Consider the following 23,479-nt stretch of genomic DNA (forward strand, 5'->3'; position numbering starts at 1 on the left):
TGAGGGAACCCACCAGGAAGCTTTCTGGTGGGTTCCTTCGCGTTCAGCCTTGGCGAAGCGTCGTTCCGGGAGCCATGAGCATCGATACCAGGAGATCGTGCAGCCCGGTGACGGCCGAGCCGATCTCCTCGTGCGTGGCCGCCGCGGCTCGGAAAGGCTCCAAGATCTGGACGATCTCACGCTGTGCGGGGAGGGACGGAAGCCAAAGAGGCATCCGCCGCAGCGTCGACGTGGTCACTTGCCGGATGGCTGTTCCTGAGGCATGTTCCGTGAGCCAGTGAAGGGCCGCGCGACCGGTCAAGTAGGAAATCAGAAAGTCCGGGTCCACCTCGTCGGCCGGCCGGAACCGCACACAGCCTGGGCCGAGCAACCAGCCGGCCTGCTCTTCGCCCACTTGCCCGTACCGGCCGAGCGTGCCGGTACGGGTGGTGACGATGTCGCCCGCGATCAGCTGGTATCGGTCCATCCGCCGGGCCGTCGCCGGGGAGACGGTATCCAGATCCTCGATCCCGATCCGGTTCTCCTTGATGTTGCGCGGCAGCACCAGAGGTATCCCGAAGGAGTCTCGGCCTTCCTTCGCCACCGTGCCCGAGCCTGCCAGAACGTCACACACTTCCCCCAGCGAAACGCTCCGTCCGGTGCTGTCCTGAGACCGGCCCGCGACGGCTGCGTCCAACTTTGTGTAGAGCAGTCTTTGGATCTGCTCCGCGCGCTCCATGAGCCTTCTCAGCTCGCCCGACAGACCGTCGAGTTCCCGTGCGACGCGTGCGGTATCGATCTGCTCGGGCACTTGGCCGGTGTAGCGGCCGGGCGTGAGGTCGTAGTCGTTTCGGCTGATCTCGTCGTGCCCCACGGCGCGGGAGAACCCCGCCGTTCCCGTGAACTCACCGAGCGTGCCGCGCTCACGCCAGCGCCGAAGCTCGTCGGCGATGCGCGTGGTGTCGTCCACGCTGAGCTGCCGCTCGGTGCGGTCGACCAGTTCGCCCAGCTCCCGCGCGTCGATGAACAAGATCTCCGCAGGGCCTCGCGCGGCATCGATGCCACGCAGCATCCACACCATCGTCGGGATCGCGGTGTACTTGAACAGCTGGGGCGGCAACCCGACAACGCACTCGACTACGCCACGCTCGACCATCTTCTGGCGAATGTGCGCCTCCCGGCCTCCTCTGAAGGAGGCTCCTGCGGGCATGATCACCGCAGCTCGCCCACCGGGCTTCAGCTTGGTCACCACGTGCTGAAGCCATGCAAGGTCGGCGTTGTGCTGGGGCGGGTCCCCGAATGGCCATTCCCGGCTTGCCTGCGGGTTCAGCCGCATGCTGAACGGCGGATTCGCGAGGACCACGTCGAACTGCCGGTCCACGAACAAATCGTCGTCAAGCGCGTTCGCCGGACCGCTGATGTCGGCTTCCACCCCGTGCAGGGAGAGGTTCATCTTGCTGGTGAGCAGTGACCAGTCGTGCGATGGCTGACCATGCACCTGCGGGCCGTCGAACGCAAAGCCCTCACGTCCGGCCACCTCCGCGGCCGCGACCAACAACTCACCAGAGCCGCAAAAGGGGTCGTACAGCTGGTCTGACTGATTCGGTTCGAGCAGGTCGACGAGGAAACCGGCCACGCCCGGCGGCGTGAAATGACCGCCTCTGCGCCCCATAGCTCGTTCCAGGTCGGCCAGAATGGCGTCGCTGATCTGCGCACCCGGCGATCCCGGTCCTGGGCCACTACTGAGATCGATCTTGTCCACCAGCTGGATGACCTCCAGCAATGACGCGTCAGCGACTTGGCCCAACGCCCTGAACACCGGTATCGCCTTGCCCACGGTTGTGGACAGCGCCACTCCGGACAGGGTGGCGCGCACCTCAGACCACTCGGTTGTCGCAACGACCGCCTGCCAAGCCCTGGGCTCGTGCGTCTTCACGTACACCAGGCCAAGCAGGTATTCGAGGGCGAAAGACCTGTCATGCGCACCGCGGAGATGATCCATCGCGGACCACAGCCCCTTTGACCAGGACAACGTCTGCGGCCTTGGAGCTGATCCGGTGTTCGGCCGTTCCGGCGCCGGCCGTCCGGTCGCGTCGATGTTGAGCAGCAGCCGGTCCCCGTAGCTGGTGCCCGGCCGTTCGTCCGACTTGAGCCGGTTCTGCGGGATCTTCCTGTTCTGGAGCCACTCCGCGATCTCGTCTCGGTCGAACACTTCCTGCCCGGACACCATGTGCGGCCGCGGGAAGTCGGCGTGCCTCGCCCGCCAGTTGCTGACCGCGCTCAGCCGGACTTCGGCTCCGTTCGCCACGTCTGTCAGGGACAGATAGCCGCCGTCACTCGTCACCGCCCACCTCCCCGGCCGCCCGGACGCAGCTTCAGCACCTGCTCGACGCGGTCGTACGACGCCAACTGTCCGATCATGCCCGCCGAAAGGTAACCCAACAGCCGGCAGATCGTCCGGTGATCGGCTTCCAGGTGACGGTGGTGGATGGGTTCGTGGTGCATGATCCGGTTCCGGAACAGCAGCACGGTGTTCAGCCCGTCGTGCAGGTCCCCCCGGCTGCCGCCGTAGTGGGGGAACGCCTTGTACAGGTGGGGGACCCAGAGATCCCGGTCGTAGTTGCGGCTGACCAACGACACCCAGAACCCCAGGGAAAGCTCGGCCACGACGTTGTCGGCGGTGGCCGGACGGCCGCGATCGGCGAGCTTGCGCCGAGCGTCCGCCACCAGGTACGGCCCTTTCTTCTGCAGGGGCGCCACTCGCCACCAGTCGTCCTGGCCGAAGGCCGCGACGAGCCGCTGGTGGATCGCGTTGCGGAGGGCCACCTCGAGACAGTGCAGGGGCATATAGAACGCGGCCGAGATGTCGACGTTCCACCAGTACAGCTCGATCGCGGCCGTCATGTCGCCGTCGACCTTGGCCAGGTACGGAGCGAAGCGCGACGACGACAGTGCGTCACGGACCCAGTCCGGCTCGATGCCCATCTCGCGCCTCCATCGTCTTCATGGCAGCACGAGATGTGCTACTGTTCAGGGGTAAGCCCCGGGTTCGCCTCTGCTTCGGCACGCCGCCCGGGGCATTGCTTTGTCTGCTGCCGGCGGCTGTCTTGCCGCGGCCCCTCATCGCATTGGCGACTACTGAAGACTAGCGTGACTCGCACGCTCTCTGCAAGTACTCGAAGTACTCAAATCTGTGAACCGTCGTTCCGGCAGGTCAGCCCAGCAGGGGTTCACAGAGTCTGGCCGCGCCGGGAGCAGTCTCACCCTTGGCGAAGCGTCGTGACCATCGCCTCGACGGCGATGCGGGGCTTCACGTTCAGGTCGATCGCGTCCCGGCATTCCAGTACCGCTTCGAGGCGGCGGAGCGTCGATTCCGGTGTCCACGCCGAAGCCGCTTCGGCGATCTGGTCGGCGTGGTCCGGGTGGTTGAGCGTCGCGCCGGAGCGGGTCGTCGTCACCAGGACGTCGCGGTAGAAGCCGGCCAGGTCGATCAGGGCCAGGTCGAGCGTGTCGCGCTGGGTGCGCGTCGCGCGGGACTTCTGCTTCTTCTCGAGCTGCTTGACCGCCGCTTCGGCGGCTCGCTTGGCCCCGGCGACGCCCTTGCCGATGCCGTCACCGCCCATCGCCGTCCGGAGCTCGTTGCGCTCGTCTTCGTCGCGGCCCTTGCTCGCCTCTCCGGCGTCGGCCTCCGCCGCGCTGATCAGCTGGTCGGCGCACGTGAAGACGTCACTGGGCCGACGCAGGCCCGTCGGGATCCGCAGCACCGTCGCCCGCCGCTGCCGCGCGGCCTCGTCCGTGGCGAGCCGGCGCGCGCGGCCGACGTGGCCGCCGCAGACGGCGGCGGCCCACTGCGCGCGCTCCGGGTCGACGTGGTCGCGGCGCATCAGGACGTCCGCGATCGCTTCCGGCGGCGGCGTCCGCAGCGTCACCAGGCGGCAGCGCGAACGGATCGTCACCGAGACGTCGTCGGGGTGGTCGGACGGCGCGCAGAGCAGGAAGACCGTGCGCTCCGGCGGCTCCTCGACGGCTTTCAGCAGAGCGTTCGACGCGCCTTCGGTGAGCCTGTCGGCGTCTTCGATGATCACGACCTGCCAGTGGCCGGTCGTCGGCCGGCGGGCGGCCGCCTGCACCAGCGCGCGCATCTCGGCGACCGAGATCGACAGGCCTTCCGGCACCACGAGCCGGACGTCGGCGTGGGTGCCCGCCATCGTCGTGTGGCAGCCCGGGCAGGCATCGCAGCCGGTGCCGGTGCTGCACTGCAGAGCGGCGGCGAACGTTCGCGCGGCCACCGACCGGCCGGACCCGGGCGGGCCGGTGAGCAGCCACGCGTGCGTCATCGCGCCGGGCGGCGCGGGCTCGCCGGCGACGATCTTCGCGGCGGCCGCCGCGGCCGAGGCCAACGTTTCGACCGCGGGCTCCTGGCCGACCAGCTGGTTCCAGACACCGATGCGTTCAGTCGTCGTCACTTCGCCTCCACGCGAGGCTCTTCCGGCGTCTCGATGGGCAGGGGGTCGTCGAGGTCCAGCGGCAGGATCGACGGCCGGTCCGTCGCCGGGGCGTCGGTGGTCGCCGGGTTTCCGCTGGTCGGCGCGTCGGCCGCCGGGGCCAGCGCGGACAGGCGGCCGACGAACACGGCACGCAGCGCGGTGCGGATGCGCTCGGCGACCTCGGTGTCCGAGCCGTCGGCGTCGATCACGACGTACCGTTCCGGGTCGGCCGCGGCCATCTCGGTGAGCAGGTGCTGGACGCGCCACTGGTCGTTCATCGTGGTCGCGCGGTCGCGCGGCGCACCAGGCGGTGCGGAGTCCAGCAGGACGGTCAGGTCCGGCCGCAACCGTCCGGTCGCCCAGTCGGCGAGGCCTTCGAGCTCGTCGCTGTCCAGCCCGGCGACGGCCGAGAGGTGCGCCAGCGGAGAGTCGACGAACCGCTCCATCACCACGACCGAACCGGCGTCGAGCGCCGGCTGCACGTGCCGCTCGACGATGTCGGCCCGGACCGCGGCGGCGGCCAGCGCCTGGGCCCGTGCCCCGGTCAGCGAAGCGCCGGCGACGAGCGCCGTGAGCCGCTTGTCGTCGAGGGCCGGATCGGCGGCGACCACGACGGGACGGGTGCCGCCGCGCATCCAGTCGGCCAGGTTGACGGCCTGGATCGCCGTGTTGATCGCGGTGGTGCCTTCGACGGCGATGAGGAAGCCGTTGACGCGCCTCGGCGTGCGGCGCAGCGCGTTGCGCAGGTCCGACAGGATCGGCTCGGTGCGCTTGTCGTCCATCTGCCGGTAGGCGAAGAGCCCGGCGACCAGCGCGATCGCGGCGCCGGCGAGCATGATCGGCCGGGTGCCGTCGATCGTGACCGGGCTGCCCCAGACGTTGATGGTGTGCGGCGCCACCACGCCGACCAGGACCGGGACGGTGACCGTGGTGCCGAACAGGACCAGCTTCATCATCAGCTGGTAGATCGCGTTGATCCGGCCGCGGATGGCGTCTTCGACCCGCGAGCCGATGATCGTGACACCGGTGAGGAACGCCGTCCCGGCCCAGAAACCGACCAGGACCACGGTGACGAGCGAGATCGACAGGTGCGGCGACAACGCCACCAGCGCGAGCGAGAGCCCGGCCGCGATGATGGAGACGCCGAACAACCGGTCGTGCGGGAGCCGGCGGGAGAGCTTGGGCGCGAAGGCCATCCCGGACGCGAGACCGAGGAAGATGGCCAGCACCAGGAGGCTGAACGCCGAGTCGCCGGCCAGCAGGCTCGACGAGTACGGCTTGGCCGAGCCGATGACGGCGCCGCCCGCGGCGAACGCGCCGAACGCGCCGACCAGCAGCCCGCGCACGAGCGGCGTGCTGCGGATGAACCGGAAGCCGTCGGCGATCATCGTGCCGATGCCGGTCTTCTCCTCGTCGGCCGGCTTGATCTTCTGTTCCGGCAGCTCGTGGACGTTGCGCAGCGAAAGCTCGGGGATCCGGGTGGCGATGAGGATCGCGCTGGCCAGGTAGAGCAGGCCGGTGATGATGACGACGAGCTTCGCGATGCTGAGGCTCGCGCTCTCGCCGGGGAAGAGGTGGAAGGTCGTGTTGACGCCGGTGATGATCGCGTTCGCACCGGCCGCGGTGATGACGGCGAGGCCGTAGGTCATCACCATGCCGAGCTGGTTGGCCGTCTCGACCTGGTCGGGGCGGCGGAGCAGGTTGGGGACCGCGGCCTCTTTCGAGGGGATCCACATGCTCGCCGCGCTGCCGACGAGGAAGTTGCCGACGAGCAGCCACCACGGCGCGCTGACGAAGGCGATGGACAGCAGGAACCCGCAGCGCAGCAGGTCGGCGACCACCATGACCTTGCGGCGGTCGAACCGGTCCGCGAGCAGCCCGCCGACCGGAGCGAACAACAGTCCCGGCGCCAGGCCGGTCAGCACGACGCCGACAAAGGCGAAGTTCTGCGCGAAGTAGTTGTTCGTCAGCTTCGTGGCCAGGCCGGTCAGGGCGAGGATGTTCAGCCAGTCGGCCACGCTGCACAGGTACGTGACGCCCCAGAGGCGCCGGAACGGTTTGATCGCCAGCACCCGCCGGACCCGGTTGATCGTGGACGCCTCGGCGCCCGACGACCTACCCGGGCCGGACCCGGGTACCGATCGCACGCCCTCGCTGATACGCCCACCCCACTAGTCACCGCGGCGCCGGGCGCCCTCGTGAGGTCGCCCGACCGTGAAGCCAGGGTAGCCCGATCGGCCCTTGCCTCGCGGACGGCCCCGAGGTGCCGGTGGGGTGGGGAACAGCGAGCGAATGCTAGTCGAACAGTCCGGTCACGCTGCTGACCAGGCTCGACACCAGTTCGATGGCGACGAAACCGAACACGATCAGCAACGCCACCGCGAGCATGACCCCCGCCGCACTCGACGACGGCCGGTTGAACGCCGGCATCGACACCGCGGGCAGGCGCCGCCGCTTGACGGGCACCACCTCGAGGTCTTCGTCGAAGTCGTCCTCGGCGGGTGCCTTCTGCCGCACGGGCCGCTGCAGCATCGGCGGCCTCGTGGGCCACGTACGCCGCCGGTTCCGCTGGCGTGGCAGGAGCCCCATCGGCGGCGCCACGTCTTCGCCGAGGCCGCCCGTGGTGCCGGCCGGCGGGATCGCTTTCGGGGTCCCGCCGTCCTCCTCCCGGAGGGTTTCCTCGACCATCCGCCGCACGGCCTCGTCGTCGTGCGGCACGGGCCCGGCTACCGGGAAGGCAGCGGGCTCGTGGCCATGGGCGCCGGCGGAGCGTGGTTCGGGTGCCGCCGTGACCAGTCCCGAGACGGGGTCGGCGAACATCTCGCCGGGGGCTTCGGACAACGTGCCGTCGCGCTGAGTGAGCTCGGGGGCATTGAAGAAGGGAGCCTCACCGTTCGCGCTCATGGTGACCACCTCACTACTGAATGTCCTCGCCTTTCCAGGGTAGCGACGATGGCGGATAACGCATCCGCCCAATGGCTCTGTCTGTAATGGAGGGTCGGTCACGCAGCGCAAGCCCGCACCCGAACCCCCTGCAGTGTCCAGTCCGCCGGTGGTCCGGTCGACCGCCAATGGTGACGGATCGTAGTGAGTCGGGTCACAGGAGCCGTCGGGAGGGGCCGGCCGGGAGTGGCCGTTCGGTGACCAGTTTGCCGGTTTCCGATCGGGTTGGGGATGGGTTTGCCTGGAGGCGCCGGACGAACGAGGTGCGCCGGTCGGCGGGTCGGCTGCGGCCGGTCGGAGCATCGGCTCGGGTGGGCGTCGTGACTGACTGTTCCGATGGCGTGCTGGGGCGACGCTTCTCTCAAGGCACCTCCTCGTGCCCCAGGTCGATCATCTTCCGGCACCAGTCGCGGAGCATGCCGCGGCTGAAGGGGCTCAGGACCAGCTGACGGCGACCGTCGCCGCGATCGAGGGCGGCCAGCGCGAAACGGCCCAGGTCGGTGTCCACCAGGACGAACCCGTGGTCCGGGAACTCCGCGCACAGGCCCCCGAACGCGAGCATGTCCAACACCGCCGTACCCGAGCGCGGGCGGCGGAGCAGCTCGCGTATCGCGCCGACGTCGTCGTCCTGGCCGTCACGGACCAGGCCGTCGTCGTCCACCGACAGCCAGATCGCGCGGGGCGAGGCGCCGAACGGGGCCTCCGGCAGCTCCGCCACCAGCATTTCCGGCAGCTCCTCGAAGTCGGCGAGGTGGATCGCCGTGCGGCCGGGCAGCGAGCCCATCATGAAGGCCCGTTCGCCGTCCGCGTAGCAGCGGATGTCCGCCGTCTCCGGTCCCTGGTCGAACACACCGCACAGCGCCGCCCGGACCGAACCGCGCAGCATCAGCGACACGACTTCGAAGCCGACCTCGTTGAGCTCACCGTCCACGCCGAACGGCGTGCCGTCGATCCAGGCCGCCCACGCCGTGTGCCGTTCGACCTCCTCTACCAGGTCAGCGGGGTCGTCGGAGACTGGTCCGTGCACCAGGATGTCGTGGTCGCTGACGTCCGGGTTGTAGAGCCGGTCGACCGGCTCGCGGTCCGGCATCGCGGCCAGTACCGGCCCGGCGGCCAGTTCGAGAAGTTCCCGGGCCGCCGTGCGCTCAGCCATGGCTTCGCACCGCCTGTCCCGGGCTTCGCTCGACCTCGCCCGGACCGGGCTCGCCCCGCGCAACACCCGACGACCCGCCACGATCCGGCGCACGCGGCTCACCGACTCGCGGCCCGCTCGGAGCATCGGCCAGGCCCCGATCGGCAACCGGCAGCCCACCGCGCGCCGACACACGCCGCCCGGCAGCCGACGGCCCGCCCGGGCTGTCGGGCATCCTCTGCTCGACCGCCGGCGACCCTCCTCTCCCGGGCGAACCCAGCCCACCGGCCCGCGACCCGTTCTCACCACCGGGCGAGGTCCGACCGGCAGCCGGCAACGCGGCCGGACTGCCGGACAAACCTCGGCCGGCCGCCGACGAGCGGCGAGCCTCCTCGGCCGCCGACGGGGTGCTGCGGATCGCCACCGGACTCCGCGGGATGGGTACGTCGCTGATCAGCTCCACTGCCTCGAGGATCGCGTCGCGCACGGTCAGGCCCAGCTGGGCCGGCTCTTCCTCCACTCCCTTCGAGAACCCCTGCTCACGCATGGCTCTGCACCGCCTCGACGATCCACTGCTCGGCCGTGCTCCGTGAGGCCGGGCCCCACGTGACCGTCCAGCGCCCGGTGCGGCCGACCGCCGCGCTGAACTGGTAGCGGCCCAGGTCGTTGTCCACCAGGCCGAACGCTCCGTGGGGGTACTCGGCCAGGATCGCGTTGCGCACCGCCAGGTCGACCAGCACCGTGCCCAGCCGGGGACGGGCCGCGCACTCGCGGATCTGCTCCACCGCTCCCTCGCACCCGCGCGGGATCAGGCCGCCCTCGTCCGTCTCGATGCGCACGTGCTGACCGGGGCCCGGCGGCCGGTCGGGCAGGCCGTCGAACACCCAGCCCGGCAGCTCGCTCAGGAAGCCGGACCGCAGGCGCGCGCGGTTGCCCAGCTTGTGCAGCACGGTCGTGTAGTCCTCGTCGCCGAAGAACCGCACCTCCCACGGCTCCTGCCGCGCCGGGAAGACGCCGGTGACCACGCCGCGGATGAAGCCGCCCCGCAGCGCCCGGTACAGCCCGACCGCTTCCGGCGTGACCTCGCCGCCGGGTGCGAGGCCGATCGCGGACATGCCGGCGACGAACCGGGTGTACTGCTCCACCTCGTCGGCGAGGCTCCGCACGGGCGACGAGCGACGTCCCGGCAGCGGTTCGGTGTCCGCCAGCACCGGCGGGATCTCGAACTCGGGGTCGTAGAACTCCATCACCGAGGGCCGCTCCGGCACCTCGGCCGACAGCGGGGCGATGACCTCGTCGATGACGTCGAAGACGGCGACTGAAGTGTTCACCCCTAGATTGAACACCCTGGCACCGACAATTTCTCGCACATATGTTCGAGTGGGTGACATCGTTCGGTGAGCGGTCGGCGAGCGGCTCAGCCATGAGCCGGCACCCGCCCTTCGACGAGTTCCGCGAGCCCCGCCACGCTTCCGGGCAGCCACCAGAACCGGCGGTGACCACCCCTGGCCCTGCCGAGCGCCGCCAGGTGCCGGCCGCGGTCGTCGTCGACGAACGCCAGCATCTCCCACGGCCACCGCGAGCCATCGCGGGCGATGTCGAACTGGACGGTACCGAGCCGCGGCCGGCGCAGGTCGTCCATCAGATCGAAGAGCAGGCACTCCTGCTCGGGCTCGAGCACTCCACGCTCGTCGGCGTCGAGGCACAGCCCTTCGCCCGGCGCCGGCGGACGAGGCGGCAGCCGCGTCAGCGCCAGGGCGAGGAACTCCGCGACGGACCCCGGCGAAGGCCCGGACAGGCGCAAGCCCTCCCCGGCCACGCCGAACCGCGTCCGGTCGTCGAAGAACGCCGATGTCCACGGCTCGTCGAACACCGCGACGACCACGCCGCAGACGCCGCCGCTGCCCAGGAAGCCGGGGAGCGACTCGATCAGGTCCGTGGCGGTGGAACTGCCGGCGGCCGCCGCCCGGACCGGCTTGAGGATCTTGGTGGTCACCGCGTGCACGGTGCGTGGTGTCGTGGTCACGCGTTCATGAAACCCGGGACCACTGACAATTTCCCGAACATCTGTTCGAGGTGTCACTCGAAAGTGTGGCCGGACGCCGTGAAGGCCCCCGGCGCACCGGGGGCCTTCACAAGCGGAAACCAGCGGTCTTACTTGGCCTTCGTCGCGGTCGAGCTGCGCTTCGTCGTGGTGGACTTCGTGGCCGCGGCCTTGGCGGTCTTGCTCGTGCCCGCTTTGACCGTCTTCGCCGTCGTCGAAGCCGGCTTCCGCGCCGGCGCCTTCCGCTTCGGCGCCGGGCCCTTCGCCCGCTTCTCCGCGAGCAGCTCGGACGCCCGTTCGGCGGTCAGCGACTCGATCTCGTCGCCCTTCCGCAGCGTCGCGTTGTACTCGCCATCGGTCACGTACGGGCCGAACCGGCCTTCCTTGACGACCATGGGCTTCTTCGACGCCGGGTCCTCACCGAGTTCCTTGAGCGGCGGCTTCGCCGTGGCAGAACGCCCACGCTGCTTCGGTTCGGCGTAGATCTTCAGCGCTTCCTCGACCGTGATCGAGAACAGCTGGTCCTCGGTCGAGAGCGACCGCGAGTCCGTGCCCTTCTTCAGGTACGGCCCGTAGCGCCCGTTCTGCGCCGTGATCTCGTCGCCGGACTCCGGGTCCTTGCCGACCACGCGCGGCAGCGAGAGCAGCTTCAGCGCGTCTTCGAGCGTGATGGTCTCGATGTCCATCGACTTGAACAGCGAACCCGTACGCGGCTTCGGCGCCTTCGCCTTCGCGGCCTTCTTCTGTGCCGGAGTGGCATCCTCGGGGATCTCGATCTCCGGCAGCACCTCGGTCACGTAGGGCCCGAAACGGCCTTCCTTCGCGACGATGTCGTGCCCGCTCACCGGGTCGGTGCCCAGCGTGCGGCCCTCCTGCGGGGTCGCGAACAGCTTCTCCGCGATCTCCTGCGAGAGCTCGTCCGGCGGCAGGTCCTCGGGCAGGTTCGCGCGCTGCGACTCGCCGTTGACCTCGCGCTCGAGGTACGGCCCGTAGCGGCCGACGCGGACCACGACGGTGTGCCCGTCGGCGTCGCTGAACAGCGGGATCGAGTTGATCTCCCGCGCGTCGATGTCCTCGACGCTGCCTTCGACGAGCTTCTTCAGCCCGCCCAGCCGTCCGATCGAGCCGTCGACGCCCATGTCACCGCCGAAGTAGAACTTCGACAGCCACTGCGCGCGCTGCTCGTTGCCCGACGCGATGCGGTCGAGCTCGTCCTCCATGCCGGCGGTGAAGTCGTAGTCGACCAGCCGCTCGAAGTGCCGCTCCAGCAGGCCGATCACGGCGAACGCGACCCACGACGGAACGAGCGCGGAGCCCTTCTTCCAGACGTAGCCGCGGTCCTGGATGGTCTTGATGATCGACGCGTACGTCGACGGGCGGCCGATGCCCAGCTCTTCCAGCTTGCTGACCAGGCTCGGCTCGGAGTACCGGGCCGGCGGCGACGTCGTGTGCCCGTCCGGGCTCAGCTCGGTCGCGGTCAGGTCCTGGTCCTTCTCCAGCACCGGCAGGCGGCTCTGCTTGTCGTCGGCTTCGCCACCGGTCTCGGTGTCGACCGCCTCGACGTACGCCTTGAGGAAGCCCGCGAAGGTGATCGTGCGGCCCGAAGCCGCGAAGGTGCATTCCTCGCCCGACGTCGCGTTGCCGACGATGCGCACGGACATCGTGGTGCCCTTGGCGTCCGCCATCTGCGACGCGATCGTGCGCTGCCAGATCATCTCGTAGAGGCGGTACTCGTCGGTGTCCAGCTCGCTCGCGACCTGGCCCGGCGTGCGGAAGACCTCGCCCGACGGGCGGATCGCCTCGTGCGCCTCCTGCGCGTTCTTGACCTTGCGCGTGTACTGGCGCGGCGACGGCGAGACGTACTCCTTGCCGTACAGCTGCGTGGCCTGGCTGCGCGCCGCCGAGATCGCCGACTCCGACAGCGTCGTGGAGTCGGTACGCATATAGGTGATGTAGCCGTTCTCGTACAGCTTCTGCGCGATCCGCATCGTGCGCTCCGAGGTGAACCGCATCTTGCGGCCCGCCTCCTGCTGCAGCGTCGACGTCATGAAGGGCGCGTACGGCTTCCGCGTGTACGGCTTCTCTTCGACGCTCGAGACCTTGAAGTCACGCTGCTTCAGCGCGTCGGCGAGGCGCCGCGCGTCGGCCTCGGCCAGCACGCGGATCTCGTTGTTCGAGGACTTGAGCTGCCCGTCCGAGCCGAAGTCGCGGCCGGTGGCCAGGCGCGCGCCGTCCACGGCGACCAGCCGGGCGGGAAAGTTTCGCGGCGTGGCCTCTTCGCCGGCGTCCATGGTCGCCGAGATGTCCCAGTACGAAGCCGACGTGAAGCGCATCCGCTCGCGCTCCCGCTCGACGACGATCCGGGTCGCCACCGACTGCACACGGCCCGCCGAAAGCTTCGGCATGACCTTCTTCCACAGCACCGGCGAGACCTCGTAACCGTAGAGGCGGTCGAGGATGCGGCGGGTCTCCTGCGCGTCGACGAGGTCGGCGTCCAGCTCACGGGTCGAGTCGGCGGCCGCGAGGATGGCCTGCTCGGTGACCTCGTGGAAGACCATCCGGCGGACCGGGACCTTCGGCTTGAGCGTCTCGAGCAGGTGCCACGCGATGGCTTCGCCCTCGCGGTCGGGGTCCGTCGCGAGGTAGAGCTCGTCGACGTCCTTGAGCAGGCTCTTGAGCTCGGTGACCTTGGACTTCTTGTCCGGGGTCACCACGTAGAGGGCCTTGAAGTCGTTGTCGACGTCGACGCCGAGGCGTGCCCAGGACTCACCCTTGTACTGGGCGGGCACGTCGGCAGCGCCACGCGGCAGGTCGCGGATGTGCCCGACGGAGGACTCGACGACGTAACCGCCGCCCAGGTAGGGGGCGATCTTGCGGGCCTTCGTCGGCGACTCGACGATGACCAGCCGCCGGTGCCCGGCGCCGTTGTCCGCCGAGGCTCCGTTCTTCTTGGTCCGTGCTCCTGCCACGCTGTCCTGCTCTCCGCTCATCTCGTCCCGCCGCCGCGGGACTGCACCGCGCCCCGTCCCCCTGGGGGTCCGGGCCCGTGTCTCGACCTGTCAGTGTGCACGCTGTTCCGGCCGGGACGGCGCGGAGGTGGCCCAACACGCCGCCGGTCCTGTGCCCAGCGCATCGCCGCTGACCTCGGCGATGTTTCCCCAACGTACCTGCCACGTGATTTCGGCCACGTCCCGCGCAGCCTAGCGCGTGACCGTCCGGATACCCTCCGTTCGACGGTGGTGGGGGCGGGGACGTCACCGCTTCACTGGTTTCCCCGCCCAGCCGAAAGGATCCGCCATGTCCCGACGCCTCCTCGGCGCCCTGCTCACCGCCGCGACCGCCACAGTATTACTGGGGACCACTCCGGCGAGTGCGGCCGCGGCGAACTTCGCCGGCACGGTAGCCCTGTCCAACTGCTCCGGTTCGGTGGTCAAGCCCGCCGCGACCCCCGACACCGCACCCGCGCTCGTGATGTCCAACGGGCACTGCCTCGAGACCGGGTTCCCCGGTCCCGGCCAGGTCATCACCAACCGGACGTCCAGCCGGACGTTCACGCTGCTCAACGCGAGCGGCGGCAACGCGGGCACGCTGCGGGCCAAGAAGATCGTCTACGGGACGATGACCGACACCGACGTGTCGCTCTACCAGCTCACCACCACCTACGCGCAGATCAAGTCGAGCTACGGGATCTCGCCGCTGGAGCTGTCCAACGCGCACCCGTCCGCCGGCATCGCGATCGACGTCGTCTCGGGCTACTGGAAGCGGATCTACTCCTGCAACGTCGACGGCTTCGTCTACCGGCTGAAGGAGGGCAGCTGGACCTGGAAGGACTCGATCCGCTACACGTCCGCCTGCCAGACCATCGGCGGCACGTCGGGCTCGCCGATCGTCTCCGGCGGCAAGGTCGTCGGCGTGAACAACACCGGCAACGAGGACGGCCAGCGGTGCACGGAGAACAACCCGTGCGAGGTCGACCAGGCCGGGAACGTCACCGTCCACTACAAGACGAACTACGGCCAGGAGACCTACGGCATTCCCGCCTGTCTCACCGCGGCCAGCGAAATCGCCCTCACCCAGGCCGGCTGCACCCTGCCCCGGCCCTGACGCGCCGCCCGCGCCCGGTCAGGCCGTGCTCGTCACGGCCTCCGGGTGCGGGACCGGCCGCGGCGCCGCGCCGGGCCACACCGCCTCGGCGCCCGGTGGCGGTTCCCCGATGAGCTCCAGCAGCGCCTCCAACCGGCGTTTCCCGGTGACCTTGACCGCCGGGACCTCGACCTTCGGGCCGGTCAGCTTCGCCGCGACGCCCAACGGCGTCAGCGCCTCGACCAGCCGCTCGTGCATGCCGGGCGCCAGCGGGTCGACGCCCAGCAGGTAGCCCTGCGTGCCGGGGCGGCCACTGGCCAGCGCCCACATCCGCAGCATCGCCCCGCTCAGCCGGAAGCCGTCCGGCACCGCCTTGCCCGAGTCGTCCTCGACCGGGCCCACGCAGCCCTCACGCAGCCACCTCAGCGCCAACGGGAGCAGGTCGACCCGGAACGACGTCCGGACCTGTGGATTGCCGCAGTCGGCCTTCGAGACCTGGGCGTCCGCGCCGCGGCAGCGGAACTCGCGCGCCAGGATGTGTGCCCGCCACGGCTCCTCGACGACCACCGACAGCCGGGCGGCCGTGCGCCCGAAGCCGGTGATCTGACCGTGGCAGCACAACAGCCCGGCCAGGTCACCCAGACCCGGCCCGCTGGCCTCGGCGGAAAAGAGGGAGATCGTCCGATCCACCGCGCCATACTAGAACACAAGTTCGATTCGTGGCGATAGTCACGCCGATCTTCACCGAGGCGGTTGATCCAGCTGACGGCAGGAAGGAGCGCGCTGCTCCGCTGCTTCGAGGGCTGGGACGTCCTTCAGGCCCTTGAGGTAGTCGAGCGCGTCGATGCGGTCCAGCGTGGCCTTGGCCTCGCCGAGGGCCTCCTTGGTCGCCGCCGCGTCGCCGCGGACGGCGTCGATGCGCTGACGCGCGTTCTCGGCGTGCTCACGGATGTCGGCGAACTGCCCGATGACGTCCTCACGGCCGCCGTCGGCCGACGGCACCGGTGGCGCGCCGAGCGCGTTCAGCCCGGCGAGGCTCTGGTCGAGCCCGCCGACCACCGAGGAAAGCAGGTCGCTGGAGGTCCGGGAGGCCTGCTGAGGCGTGCTCGGATCGACGACCGGCAACGCCGCCAGGGTGCGGACCAGGTGCGTCACCGCGCCGCAGTAGGAGTCCGCCCATCTCGCCGCGGGATCGGCCTGCGGCACCACGGTCGTCACCGACAGACCTTGGTCCCGCGCCGGCGCTTGCGCGGCTTGCTGCCCGCAACCGGCGAGGCCGATGGTGATCGTCGCGGTTACGGCGGCGAAGACGGTTGACCGCGGCCGCACAAGACCTCCTGCTCGACGACGTCCCGGAAGGCCCGACGGTACCGACTCGGTGCCGCTTCGCAAGTCGCCGAGCCAGTGTGGGATGTCCCGACACGCCTCGGCGCTTTTCAGGAGCCCCGGGACGAACACAGGCCCGGCACGCGACGCTGCGTGCCGGGCCTGTGGACGGGGATGTGCGTCAGGCCTTGATCTCCGTCGGGGAGTCGGTCAGGACCGTCCCCCGGCGCTTCGACACCACGATCGCCGCCACGATCACGGCGACCGCGACGAGCGAGATGATGATGCGCACCGCGGTGTTCTCGTCCGGGCCGATCGAGAACTGGACGACGGCGGGCGCGATCAGCACCGAGACCAGGTTCATGACCTTGATCAGCGGGTTGATCGCGGGGCCGGCGGTGTCCTTGAACGGGTCACCCACGGTGTCACCGATGATGGTGGCCTCGTGCGCGGACGAGCCCTTGCCACCGTGGTTGCCGTCCTCGACCAGCTTCTTCGCGTTGTCCCACGCGCCACCGGAGTTGGCGAGGAAGATCGCCATCAGGGTGCCGCAGGCGATCGCGCCGGCCAGGTAGCCGGCGAGCGCGCCGGTGCCCAGGCCGAAGCCGACCGCGATGGGGGCGAAGACCGCCAGCAGACCCGGCGTCGTCAGCTCACGCAGCGAGTCGCGCGTGACGATGTCGACGACCTTGCCGTACTCGGGGCGGGTGGTGCCCTCCATGATCCCCGGGATGTCGCGGAACTGGCGACGGACCTCGTAGACGACCGCACCGGCGGCGCGGGAGACCGCGTTGACGGCGAGACCGGAGAACATGAACACGACGGCCGCACCGATGATGACGCCGACCAGCGTGTTCGGGCTGACGATCGAGTTGACGAACGACTTCGTCGCGTCGAGGCCGGTGACCACGCCGTTGCCCATGCCCGACAGCGTCTTCGTGATCGCGTCGGAGTAGGAGCCGAAGAGCGCGGTCGCCGCGAGGACGGCGGTCGCGATCGCGATGCCCTTGGTGATGGCCTTGGTGGTGTTGCCCACCGCGTCCAGCTCCGTGAGGATCTGCGCGGCCTTCTCGTCGACGTCGCCCGACATCTCGGCGATGCCCTGCGCGTTGTCCGAAACCGGGCCGAACGTGTCCATCGCGACGATGACGCCGACGGTGGTCAGCAGGCCGGTACCGGCCAGCGCCACGGCGAACAGCGCGACGCCGCCGCCCAGCAGGTACGCACCGAACACGGCCGCGCCGATCACCAGCGCGGTGTAGACGGCGGACTCGAAACCGACCGAGATGCCCGAGAGGATGACGGTCGCGCCACCGGTCTCCGACGTCTGTGCGACGTCCTTGACCGGCTTGTACTCGGTGCCGGTGTAGTAGCCGGTCAGCTTCAGGATGACCGCCGCGAGCACGATGCCGATGATCACCGCGATGGTCGCGATGACCGCCGGGTTGCCCGAGTTCTCGAAGCCCGCGCCGAAGTCGGAGAAGCTGCTCGGCAGGTACACGAACGCCGCGATCGCCGACAGCACCGCGGAAATGACCGCGGAGATGTAGAAGGAGCGGTTGATCGTGACCAGACCGCCCTCGCCCGGGCGCGCCTTGGTGATGTAGACACCGATGACCGCGGTGATGACACCGATGGCCGGCACGATGAGCGGGAAGATCAGGCCGTGCACGCCGAAGGCGGTGCTGCCCAGGATCAGCGCGGCGACGAGCATGACGGCGTAGGACTCGAAGAGGTCCGCGGCCATGCCGGCGCAGTCGCCGACGTTGTCGCCCACGTTGTCCGCGATGGTCGCGGCGTTGCGGGGGTCGTCCTCGGGGATGCCCTGCTCGACCTTGCCGACCAGGTCCGCGCCGACGTCGGCGGCCTTGGTGAAGATACCGCCGCCGACACGCATGAACATCGCGATCAGGGCGGCGCCGAAGCCGAAGCCCTCGAGCACCTTGGGCGCCTGGCCGGTGTAGACCAGCACGACGACCGCGGCACCGAAGAGGCCGAGGCCGACGGTGATCATGCCGACCACGCCACCGGTGCGGAACGCGACGCGCATCGCGATTTCGCGGCCGCCTTCCTCACGCGACGCGGCGGCCACGCGCAGGTTCGCCTGCGTGGCCAGCCACATGCCGAGGTAGCCGATCGCGAACGAGAACGCCGCACCGACCAGGAAGAAGATCGAACGACCGATCTTCTCGTTCCAGTCGTCGGCGGGAAGTGCGAAGAGCAGGAGGAACACGATCACGCCGAAAATGGCGAGGGTGTTCCGCTGCCGCTTGAGGTAAGCGGCCGCACCTTCCTGCACCGCCTTGGCGATGTCCTGCATCTTGGCGGTGCCCTGGCCCGCGGCCAGCACCTCCTTGAGCAGGACGTAGCCGATGACGAGTGCGGCAAGCGCGACCACGGCGACTACACCGACAATCGTGTAGCCACCTCCGGTGAGCGCAATACTGCCTGCGCCCTCCGCGAGGAACTGCCGTGACATTCGTCCTCCAGGAGACGTCGCCGATCGCCAGCGTCGACGAGCCGAGGGTTCGACACGGCCGGCGCTGGCATGGACCCTGTACGGAGCGACACGCTAGCCGGGCAGCAACGCACGTCTCACATGACGCTCACCACAGAGGGTGTGGATTGCGGGAGTGTATTGGTATCGCAACCAGCGTCTTCACGCCGTCCCGGTGACGGTACATTCCGTTACCTTGTGAGGCTCCTCACTTGATCGATCACTCATCCGCCGATCCGTTGGGGCGGTTGAGGATCGCTCGGGGATGCGAGAACTGTCGGACCCCTGTGCGAAGCTCGGCTGGTGGACGACTCACGGGGACGGCGGCTGCTGGGGCGGGTGACCGCCGGCATCCCGTCGCGCGAGGATCCGGTCACGCACGTCGCGGACCTGCCGGGCCGAAACGCGCGTTACGCAGAGTGGCCGCCGTGGGTGGATCCGGCCGTCGTGACTGCGCTGCGTGACTGCGGCGTCTCGGCCCCTTGGACGCACCAAGCGGAGGCGGCTTCGCACGCGTACGAGGGTCGCCACGTCGTGATTTCGACCGGCACGGCGTCGGGAAAGTCGCTGGCCTACCAGCTGCCGGTGCTGTCCCGGCTGGCCGCGGGCGAGAAGGCGAACGCGCTGTACCTGTCGCCGACCAAGGCGCTGGGAGCGGACCAGCTGCGGTCCGTGTCCTCTTTGGACATCCCGGGCGTGCGGGCGGCGTCGTTCGACGGGGACACGCCGATGGTGGAGCGCGACTGGGTGCGCGCGCACGCCAACTGGGTGTTCACCAACCCGGACATGCTGCACCGAGGGATCCTTTCGCAGCACGGGCGGTGGGCCCCGTTCTTCCGGCGGCTCAGCTGCGTGGTGGTCGACGAGTGCCACAGCTACCGGGGCGTCTTCGGCTCTCATGTCGCGCTGCTGCTTCGCCGGCTTCGGCGCGTTGCCGAGCATTACGGCGCTTCGCCGGTCTTCGTGCTTGCTTCGGCGACGACGGCTTCGCCTGCTTCGTTCGCTTCGCGGTTGACGGGGGTGCCTTGTCTCGCCGTGACGGACGACGCCTCTCCGCGCGGCGCCCGGACGGTCGCGTTGTGGGAGCCGCCGTTACTGGAGGAGCTGACCGGGGAGAACGGCGCGCCGGTCCGGCGTTCGGCGGGCGCGGAGACGTCGCGGATCCTGGCCGACCTGGTCGTCGAAGGCGCGCGGTCACTGGCGTTCATCCGGTCGCGGCGGGGCGCGGAGCTGGCCGCGCTGGGTGCGCGTCGCATATTGTCCGAAGTGGACCCCGCATTGGTGGAAACCGTTGCGGCGTATAGGTCTGGCTACCTTCCGGAAGAGCGTCGGGCGCTGGAAGCGGCGTTGCTGTCGGGGCGCCTGCTGGGTGTCGCGACGACCAACGCGCTGGAGCTCGGCGTCGACATCGCGGGGCTGGACGCGGTGGTGCTGGCCGGCTACCCGGGCACGCTCGCGTCGTTCTGGCAGCAGGCCGGGCGGGCGGGCCGCTCGGGCGATTCGGCGCTGGTGGTGTTCGTGGCGCGGGACGATCCGCTCGACACGTACCTGGTGCACCACCCGGCGGCGCTGCTCGACCGCCCGGTCGAGACGGCGGTGCTCGACCCGGCGAACCCGTACGTGCTGGCGCCGCAGCTCGCATGCGCGGTGGCCGAGCTGCCGCTGACCCTCCCGGAACTGGAGATGTTCGGCGGCGCGGCGGCCCAGGAGGTGCTGACCGAGCTGGCGGAGCAGCAGCTGCTGCGGCGCCGGTCGAGCGGCTGGTACTGGACGTCCCGGGAGCGGCCGCACGCCGAAGTCGGGATCCGCGGGACGGGCGGCGAGCAGATCGCGGTGGTCGAGTCGGACTCCGGGCGGATGCTGGGAACGGTCGACCCGGGGTCGGCGTGCTTCGCGGTCCACCCCGGCGCGGTGTACCTGCACCAGGGGTCGTCGTACGTGGTCGACGAGCTGGACCTGGATCAGGGGCTGGCGATGGTGCACGCGGAGAACCCGGACTGGACGACGACGCCGCGCGAGATCGTGGACATCGCGGTGCTGAGCACGCAGGAGAAGCAGGACTTCGGCGGGGTGAGCGTGTGCCTCGGCGAGGTGGCGGTGACGTCCCAGGTGGTCGGCTACCTGCGGCGACGTCCGTCGGGTGAGGTGCTGGACCACACGCCGCTCGACCTGCCGGAGCAGAGCCTGCGCACGCGGGCGGTTTGGTACACGATCTCGTCGGGGTTGCTCGGGACCGATGGAGTGCGAACGGCGCGGGCTTCGGGTGCTGGTGGTTCGCGCGGGTCCGGTGATGACGGCGACCTGGCGACTTCGAGCGGCTCTGACGGCTCGACGACTACCGGCGGTCCGGCACCCTCGGGTGAGTCGATCGCTTCGGCCGGCGCTGCGGCTTCGGGCGGCTTCGGCGGCTTGGCGACTTCGGGTGTCGCAGCCGGCTCCGCGACTGATGGTCGCTTGAGCGGCTCGGGCGTTTCGGCTGATGGCGAGGCGGGGACCGGGGGCCATCGGGTGGGGACCGAATCTGCGGGGCCGGTGGGGACCGGGGAGGACTCCCTGGCGAACGGTCGGGGGCCCGTTCACGAGGGTGGCAGGGCACCGGGGAGTGCCGGATTGGTTCCGGCACGGGTCCCCGGTGCCCTGCATGCCGCCGAGCACGCGGCGATCGGCCTGCTACCGCTGTTCGCTACGTGCGACCGATGGGACATCGGCGGGGTGAGTACCGCGTGGCACGAAGACACCGGGGAGGCGACGGTGTTCGTGCATGACGGCCATCCCGGGGGTGCGGGATTTGCCGAACGCGGTTATGCCGCGATTGTCCCGTGGCTGGTCGCTACGCGGGAGGCGATCGTCTCCTGCGAGTGCCCGACGGGATGCCCGTCCTGCGTCCAGTCGCCGAAGTGCGGGAACGGCAACGATCCGCTGGACAAGGCGGGGGCAGTGGCTGTCTTGAGCACCGTGCTCGGGGCGTTGCGTCAACACGGTGCCTAGACGGCCACTTTGGTGGTTCATGGAGTTGTGTCCTGCTCCGCCTCGGCCGGGTTGGGACCGGCCGGCGGCGGTGGTTCGGGTGGGTCAGGCCGCAGTGGTCTGAACCAGCTGCGCGGCGTCGGCACCGGCCAGCGCTCGGACGAGCACGTCGTGCACCTCGGCGGCGTCCGGCAGCTGCCAGCCGCAGACCTCGGGCTTGACGCGCCAGTGCACGACACCGTGCTGGAACGGCGACGGGGGCAGCGGGATGTAGCTGTCCTTGCCGTGCCACTGGATCGACGCGCGGGTCGCCAGCTCGGCCGGGATGTGGTCGGCGACGGTGGTGAGGAAGAGCCAGCGGCCGTTCGGCATCGCGACGATGGGCGCGGGGTGGCCGAGGGCGCGGAGCAGGCGGCAGGCGCGCTTGCCGAGTTCGTCGTCGACCTCGATGGCGTCGAGCACGGTGCCGGTCGCCACGAGCAGGCTGTGGGTGCGGTCGGAGAACCAGGTGGCGACTTCGTGGGCGTGGGTGCCGATCTGCTCGCGCCAGTGGTCACTGGCCGGGACCGGGCGTCGCCAGGTGAGGTCGTCGCCGCCGGTCAGCGGAGCGGGGTCGACACCCGGGAGCACCGGCCAGCCGCGCCAGGCGAGACCGATCGCCTCCGCCCGCAGTTCGATGCGGAAGGCGCCGCGCCAGCTGTCCGGCCAATTCGCGTCCAACATTGTCTTTCCTGCCTTAGGGGATCTGGTTCTCCGCGACCCGTTAAACCCTGCCGTGGTGTCGCACATCTCACTTAACGGCAAGTTGCACATTGCCCGGAACCCCCACGCGACAACCGGTGGTTACGCGGCGATGAACGCCCGGTAGTCCCTACCGCCCGACCGAACCCGGCGGCGCGGATCGACGGTGAACGGCAACCGCCCAAGGACCGTTCGTCGTGGGAAACCCCAGCGTCGAGAGCCCGTAAGCCACGCTCACGAGGGTCGGGACGCCCCTTATCGGCCCAGGTGAGCGGGGGTTTCGACCGCTCGCCGTGCATGACCGACCGCTGCCCGTGACCATCGGCCGCTCATCGTCCACCCCGGCGGATCAGCCGGTCACCGTGGCATACCGACCGGTCGGCGTCCGCCGGGCGGCGGCGGTGAGAGGTGTCCCGGTGAACGGGTGGCCCCGGTTGTCTGGACGGCTGGAGCCGCCGCCAGGGGGTGTGGTGGCCGGCCTCGGGCGGCGCTGGTTGTATCGCCGCGGATCGTGCCGAGCGGTCCGAAGTTGGGGATGCACGCCGGCGACGGGGAGGTCCGCGCGCCGGTTGGCCACGAATGCGGGTGCTCGGGGTCCAGTGGTCGCGGGGCAGCCGCTCACGGTGGTGGGCCGGCCGGTCCGGCGCGGGCCCTCGCGGACGGGCCCGGCAGTCCGGCGAAGCCGAGACTCGGCGCCTGGACCTCGACGAAGGCATCCAGCCGCTGCCACCGGCAGGTCAGGAGGCTGACGGCCATCCGATCGGCAACCCACCGGGCGCGCTCGCAGGCTCGGACCGGACCATCCGCGGCGTGCGAGGCGGCGGCGAGCGCGCCCAGGTCGGCGGCGCTCTCCGCCCGGTGGCGGGCGAGGACCGCCGCGCCGAGCCAGCAGCCGAGGACCGCCACTCCCGCCAGCGCGGCCACCGCCATGGCTGTCCAGATGGTGGCCACGCCGCTGTCCTGCCGGGCGGGGCGCTGCCGGCCGACGGTGTTCCGGTGACCAGCCCGACCCTGCTCAGTACTGACGTGCCGAGCCACACGCCGCCAACCGGCAGGGCCCTGGCAGCCGGACCGGCCCACCTCAGGGGCCGCGCACCGCAGGTCGGCGATGGCCTGGCGGTGGGACCCTCCCGCCTTAGTCCTCTCCTGCCGGGGCTCGCGCGGCTGATCGGTGGTGGTCTGGCGGGACCGTCCCGATTCGGTGCTGTCCTGACGGGTCGCGAGCCGGCCACCTGCGGCGTTCTGGTGGTCGGGTCGGCTGGCCTTCCTGCTGTCATCCG

At 70.2% G+C, this 23,479-nt stretch carries 16 protein-coding genes; 2 read left to right on the forward strand and 14 right to left on the reverse strand.

Annotation, left to right across the window (positions count from 1 at the left end; genetic code table 11):
• Positions 1-43: 43 nt before the first annotated feature.
• The 9 genes from AA23TX_RS37820 to topA form a co-directional block, all read right to left on the reverse strand.
• Positions 44-2,323, reverse strand: coding sequence for an N-6 DNA methylase (locus AA23TX_RS37820; protein ID WP_155547798.1), 2,280 nt, complete (start codon positions 2,321-2,323; stop codon positions 44-46).
• Positions 2,320-2,964 (reverse strand): hypothetical protein, encoded by a 645-nt coding sequence (locus AA23TX_RS37825; RefSeq protein ID WP_155547799.1) that lies wholly within the window; start codon positions 2,962-2,964, stop codon positions 2,320-2,322. The genes AA23TX_RS37820 and AA23TX_RS37825 overlap by 4 nt, the downstream gene beginning before the upstream one ends.
• A gap of 275 nt (positions 2,965-3,239) precedes the next feature.
• Positions 3,240-4,445, reverse strand: coding sequence for a DNA polymerase III subunit delta' (locus tag AA23TX_RS37830; RefSeq protein WP_155547800.1), 1,206 nt, complete (start codon positions 4,443-4,445; stop codon positions 3,240-3,242).
• Positions 4,442-6,613, reverse strand: a complete 2,172-nt coding sequence (locus tag AA23TX_RS37835; RefSeq protein WP_155547801.1) for a bifunctional MFS transporter/dTMP kinase — start codon at positions 6,611-6,613, stop codon at positions 4,442-4,444. Before AA23TX_RS37835 ends, AA23TX_RS37830 begins: the two co-directional genes overlap by 4 nt.
• A gap of 148 nt (positions 6,614-6,761) precedes the next feature.
• Positions 6,762-7,370, reverse strand: coding sequence for a hypothetical protein (locus tag AA23TX_RS37840; protein ID WP_230863008.1), 609 nt, complete (start codon positions 7,368-7,370; stop codon positions 6,762-6,764).
• Positions 7,371-7,770: 400 nt separating this feature from the next.
• The gene (locus AA23TX_RS37845; protein WP_155547803.1) at positions 7,771-8,562 is read right to left on the reverse strand and encodes a hypothetical protein; all 792 of its coding nucleotides are present in this window, start codon (positions 8,560-8,562) and stop codon (positions 7,771-7,773) included.
• A gap of 518 nt (positions 8,563-9,080) precedes the next feature.
• Positions 9,081-9,872, reverse strand: a complete 792-nt coding sequence (locus tag AA23TX_RS37850; protein WP_155547804.1) for an ESX secretion-associated protein EspG — start codon at positions 9,870-9,872, stop codon at positions 9,081-9,083.
• Between the two features lie 86 nt (positions 9,873-9,958).
• A complete protein-coding gene (locus AA23TX_RS37855; RefSeq protein WP_230863009.1) occupies positions 9,959-10,567 on the reverse strand; it encodes a hypothetical protein in 609 nt (202 codons plus the stop codon).
• Positions 10,568-10,695: 128 nt separating this feature from the next.
• Positions 10,696-13,575 carry a type I DNA topoisomerase gene (gene topA / locus AA23TX_RS37860; RefSeq protein WP_196425763.1) on the reverse strand — a complete coding sequence of 960 codons (2,880 nt, stop codon included), beginning with the start codon at positions 13,573-13,575 and terminating at the stop codon, positions 10,696-10,698.
• 307 nt (positions 13,576-13,882) lie between these two features.
• Here topA and AA23TX_RS37865 point away from each other — a divergent pair, with 307 nt between their 5' ends.
• Complete coding sequence (locus AA23TX_RS37865; protein WP_155547806.1) at positions 13,883-14,689, forward strand: S1 family peptidase; 807 nt, start codon at positions 13,883-13,885, stop codon at positions 14,687-14,689.
• Between the two features lie 18 nt (positions 14,690-14,707).
• On the opposite strand, the gene AA23TX_RS37870 is transcribed toward AA23TX_RS37865, so the two are convergent.
• The 3 genes from AA23TX_RS37870 to AA23TX_RS37880 all read right to left on the reverse strand — a co-directional run bounded on the left by AA23TX_RS37870 (position 14,708) and on the right by AA23TX_RS37880 (position 18,473).
• The gene (locus AA23TX_RS37870; RefSeq protein WP_155547807.1) at positions 14,708-15,358 is read right to left on the reverse strand and encodes a hypothetical protein; all 651 of its coding nucleotides are present in this window, start codon (positions 15,356-15,358) and stop codon (positions 14,708-14,710) included.
• A gap of 51 nt (positions 15,359-15,409) precedes the next feature.
• Positions 15,410-15,886, reverse strand: coding sequence for a hypothetical protein (locus AA23TX_RS37875; protein ID WP_230863010.1), 477 nt, complete (start codon positions 15,884-15,886; stop codon positions 15,410-15,412).
• Positions 15,887-16,175: 289 nt separating this feature from the next.
• Complete coding sequence (locus AA23TX_RS37880; protein ID WP_155547809.1) at positions 16,176-18,473, reverse strand: sodium-translocating pyrophosphatase; 2,298 nt, start codon at positions 18,471-18,473, stop codon at positions 16,176-16,178.
• A gap of 357 nt (positions 18,474-18,830) precedes the next feature.
• Between AA23TX_RS37880 and AA23TX_RS37885 the strand changes: the two genes are divergently transcribed.
• Positions 18,831-21,479, forward strand: coding sequence for a DEAD/DEAH box helicase (locus AA23TX_RS37885; protein ID WP_155549325.1), 2,649 nt, complete (start codon positions 18,831-18,833; stop codon positions 21,477-21,479).
• Positions 21,480-21,563: 84 nt separating this feature from the next.
• On the opposite strand, the gene AA23TX_RS37890 is transcribed toward AA23TX_RS37885, so the two are convergent.
• On the reverse strand, positions 21,564-22,181 hold the full coding sequence (locus AA23TX_RS37890; protein WP_155547810.1) for a bifunctional DNA primase/polymerase: 618 nt from the start codon (positions 22,179-22,181) through the stop codon (positions 21,564-21,566).
• A gap of 636 nt (positions 22,182-22,817) precedes the next feature.
• Positions 22,818-23,150, reverse strand: coding sequence for an Rv3654c family TadE-like protein (locus tag AA23TX_RS50555; protein ID WP_155547811.1), 333 nt, complete (start codon positions 23,148-23,150; stop codon positions 22,818-22,820).
• Positions 23,151-23,479: the final 329 nt, after the last annotated feature.

The organism is Amycolatopsis camponoti (assembly GCF_902497555.1).
GTDB classification, from domain to species: Bacteria; Actinomycetota; Actinomycetes; order Mycobacteriales; family Pseudonocardiaceae; genus Amycolatopsis; species Amycolatopsis camponoti.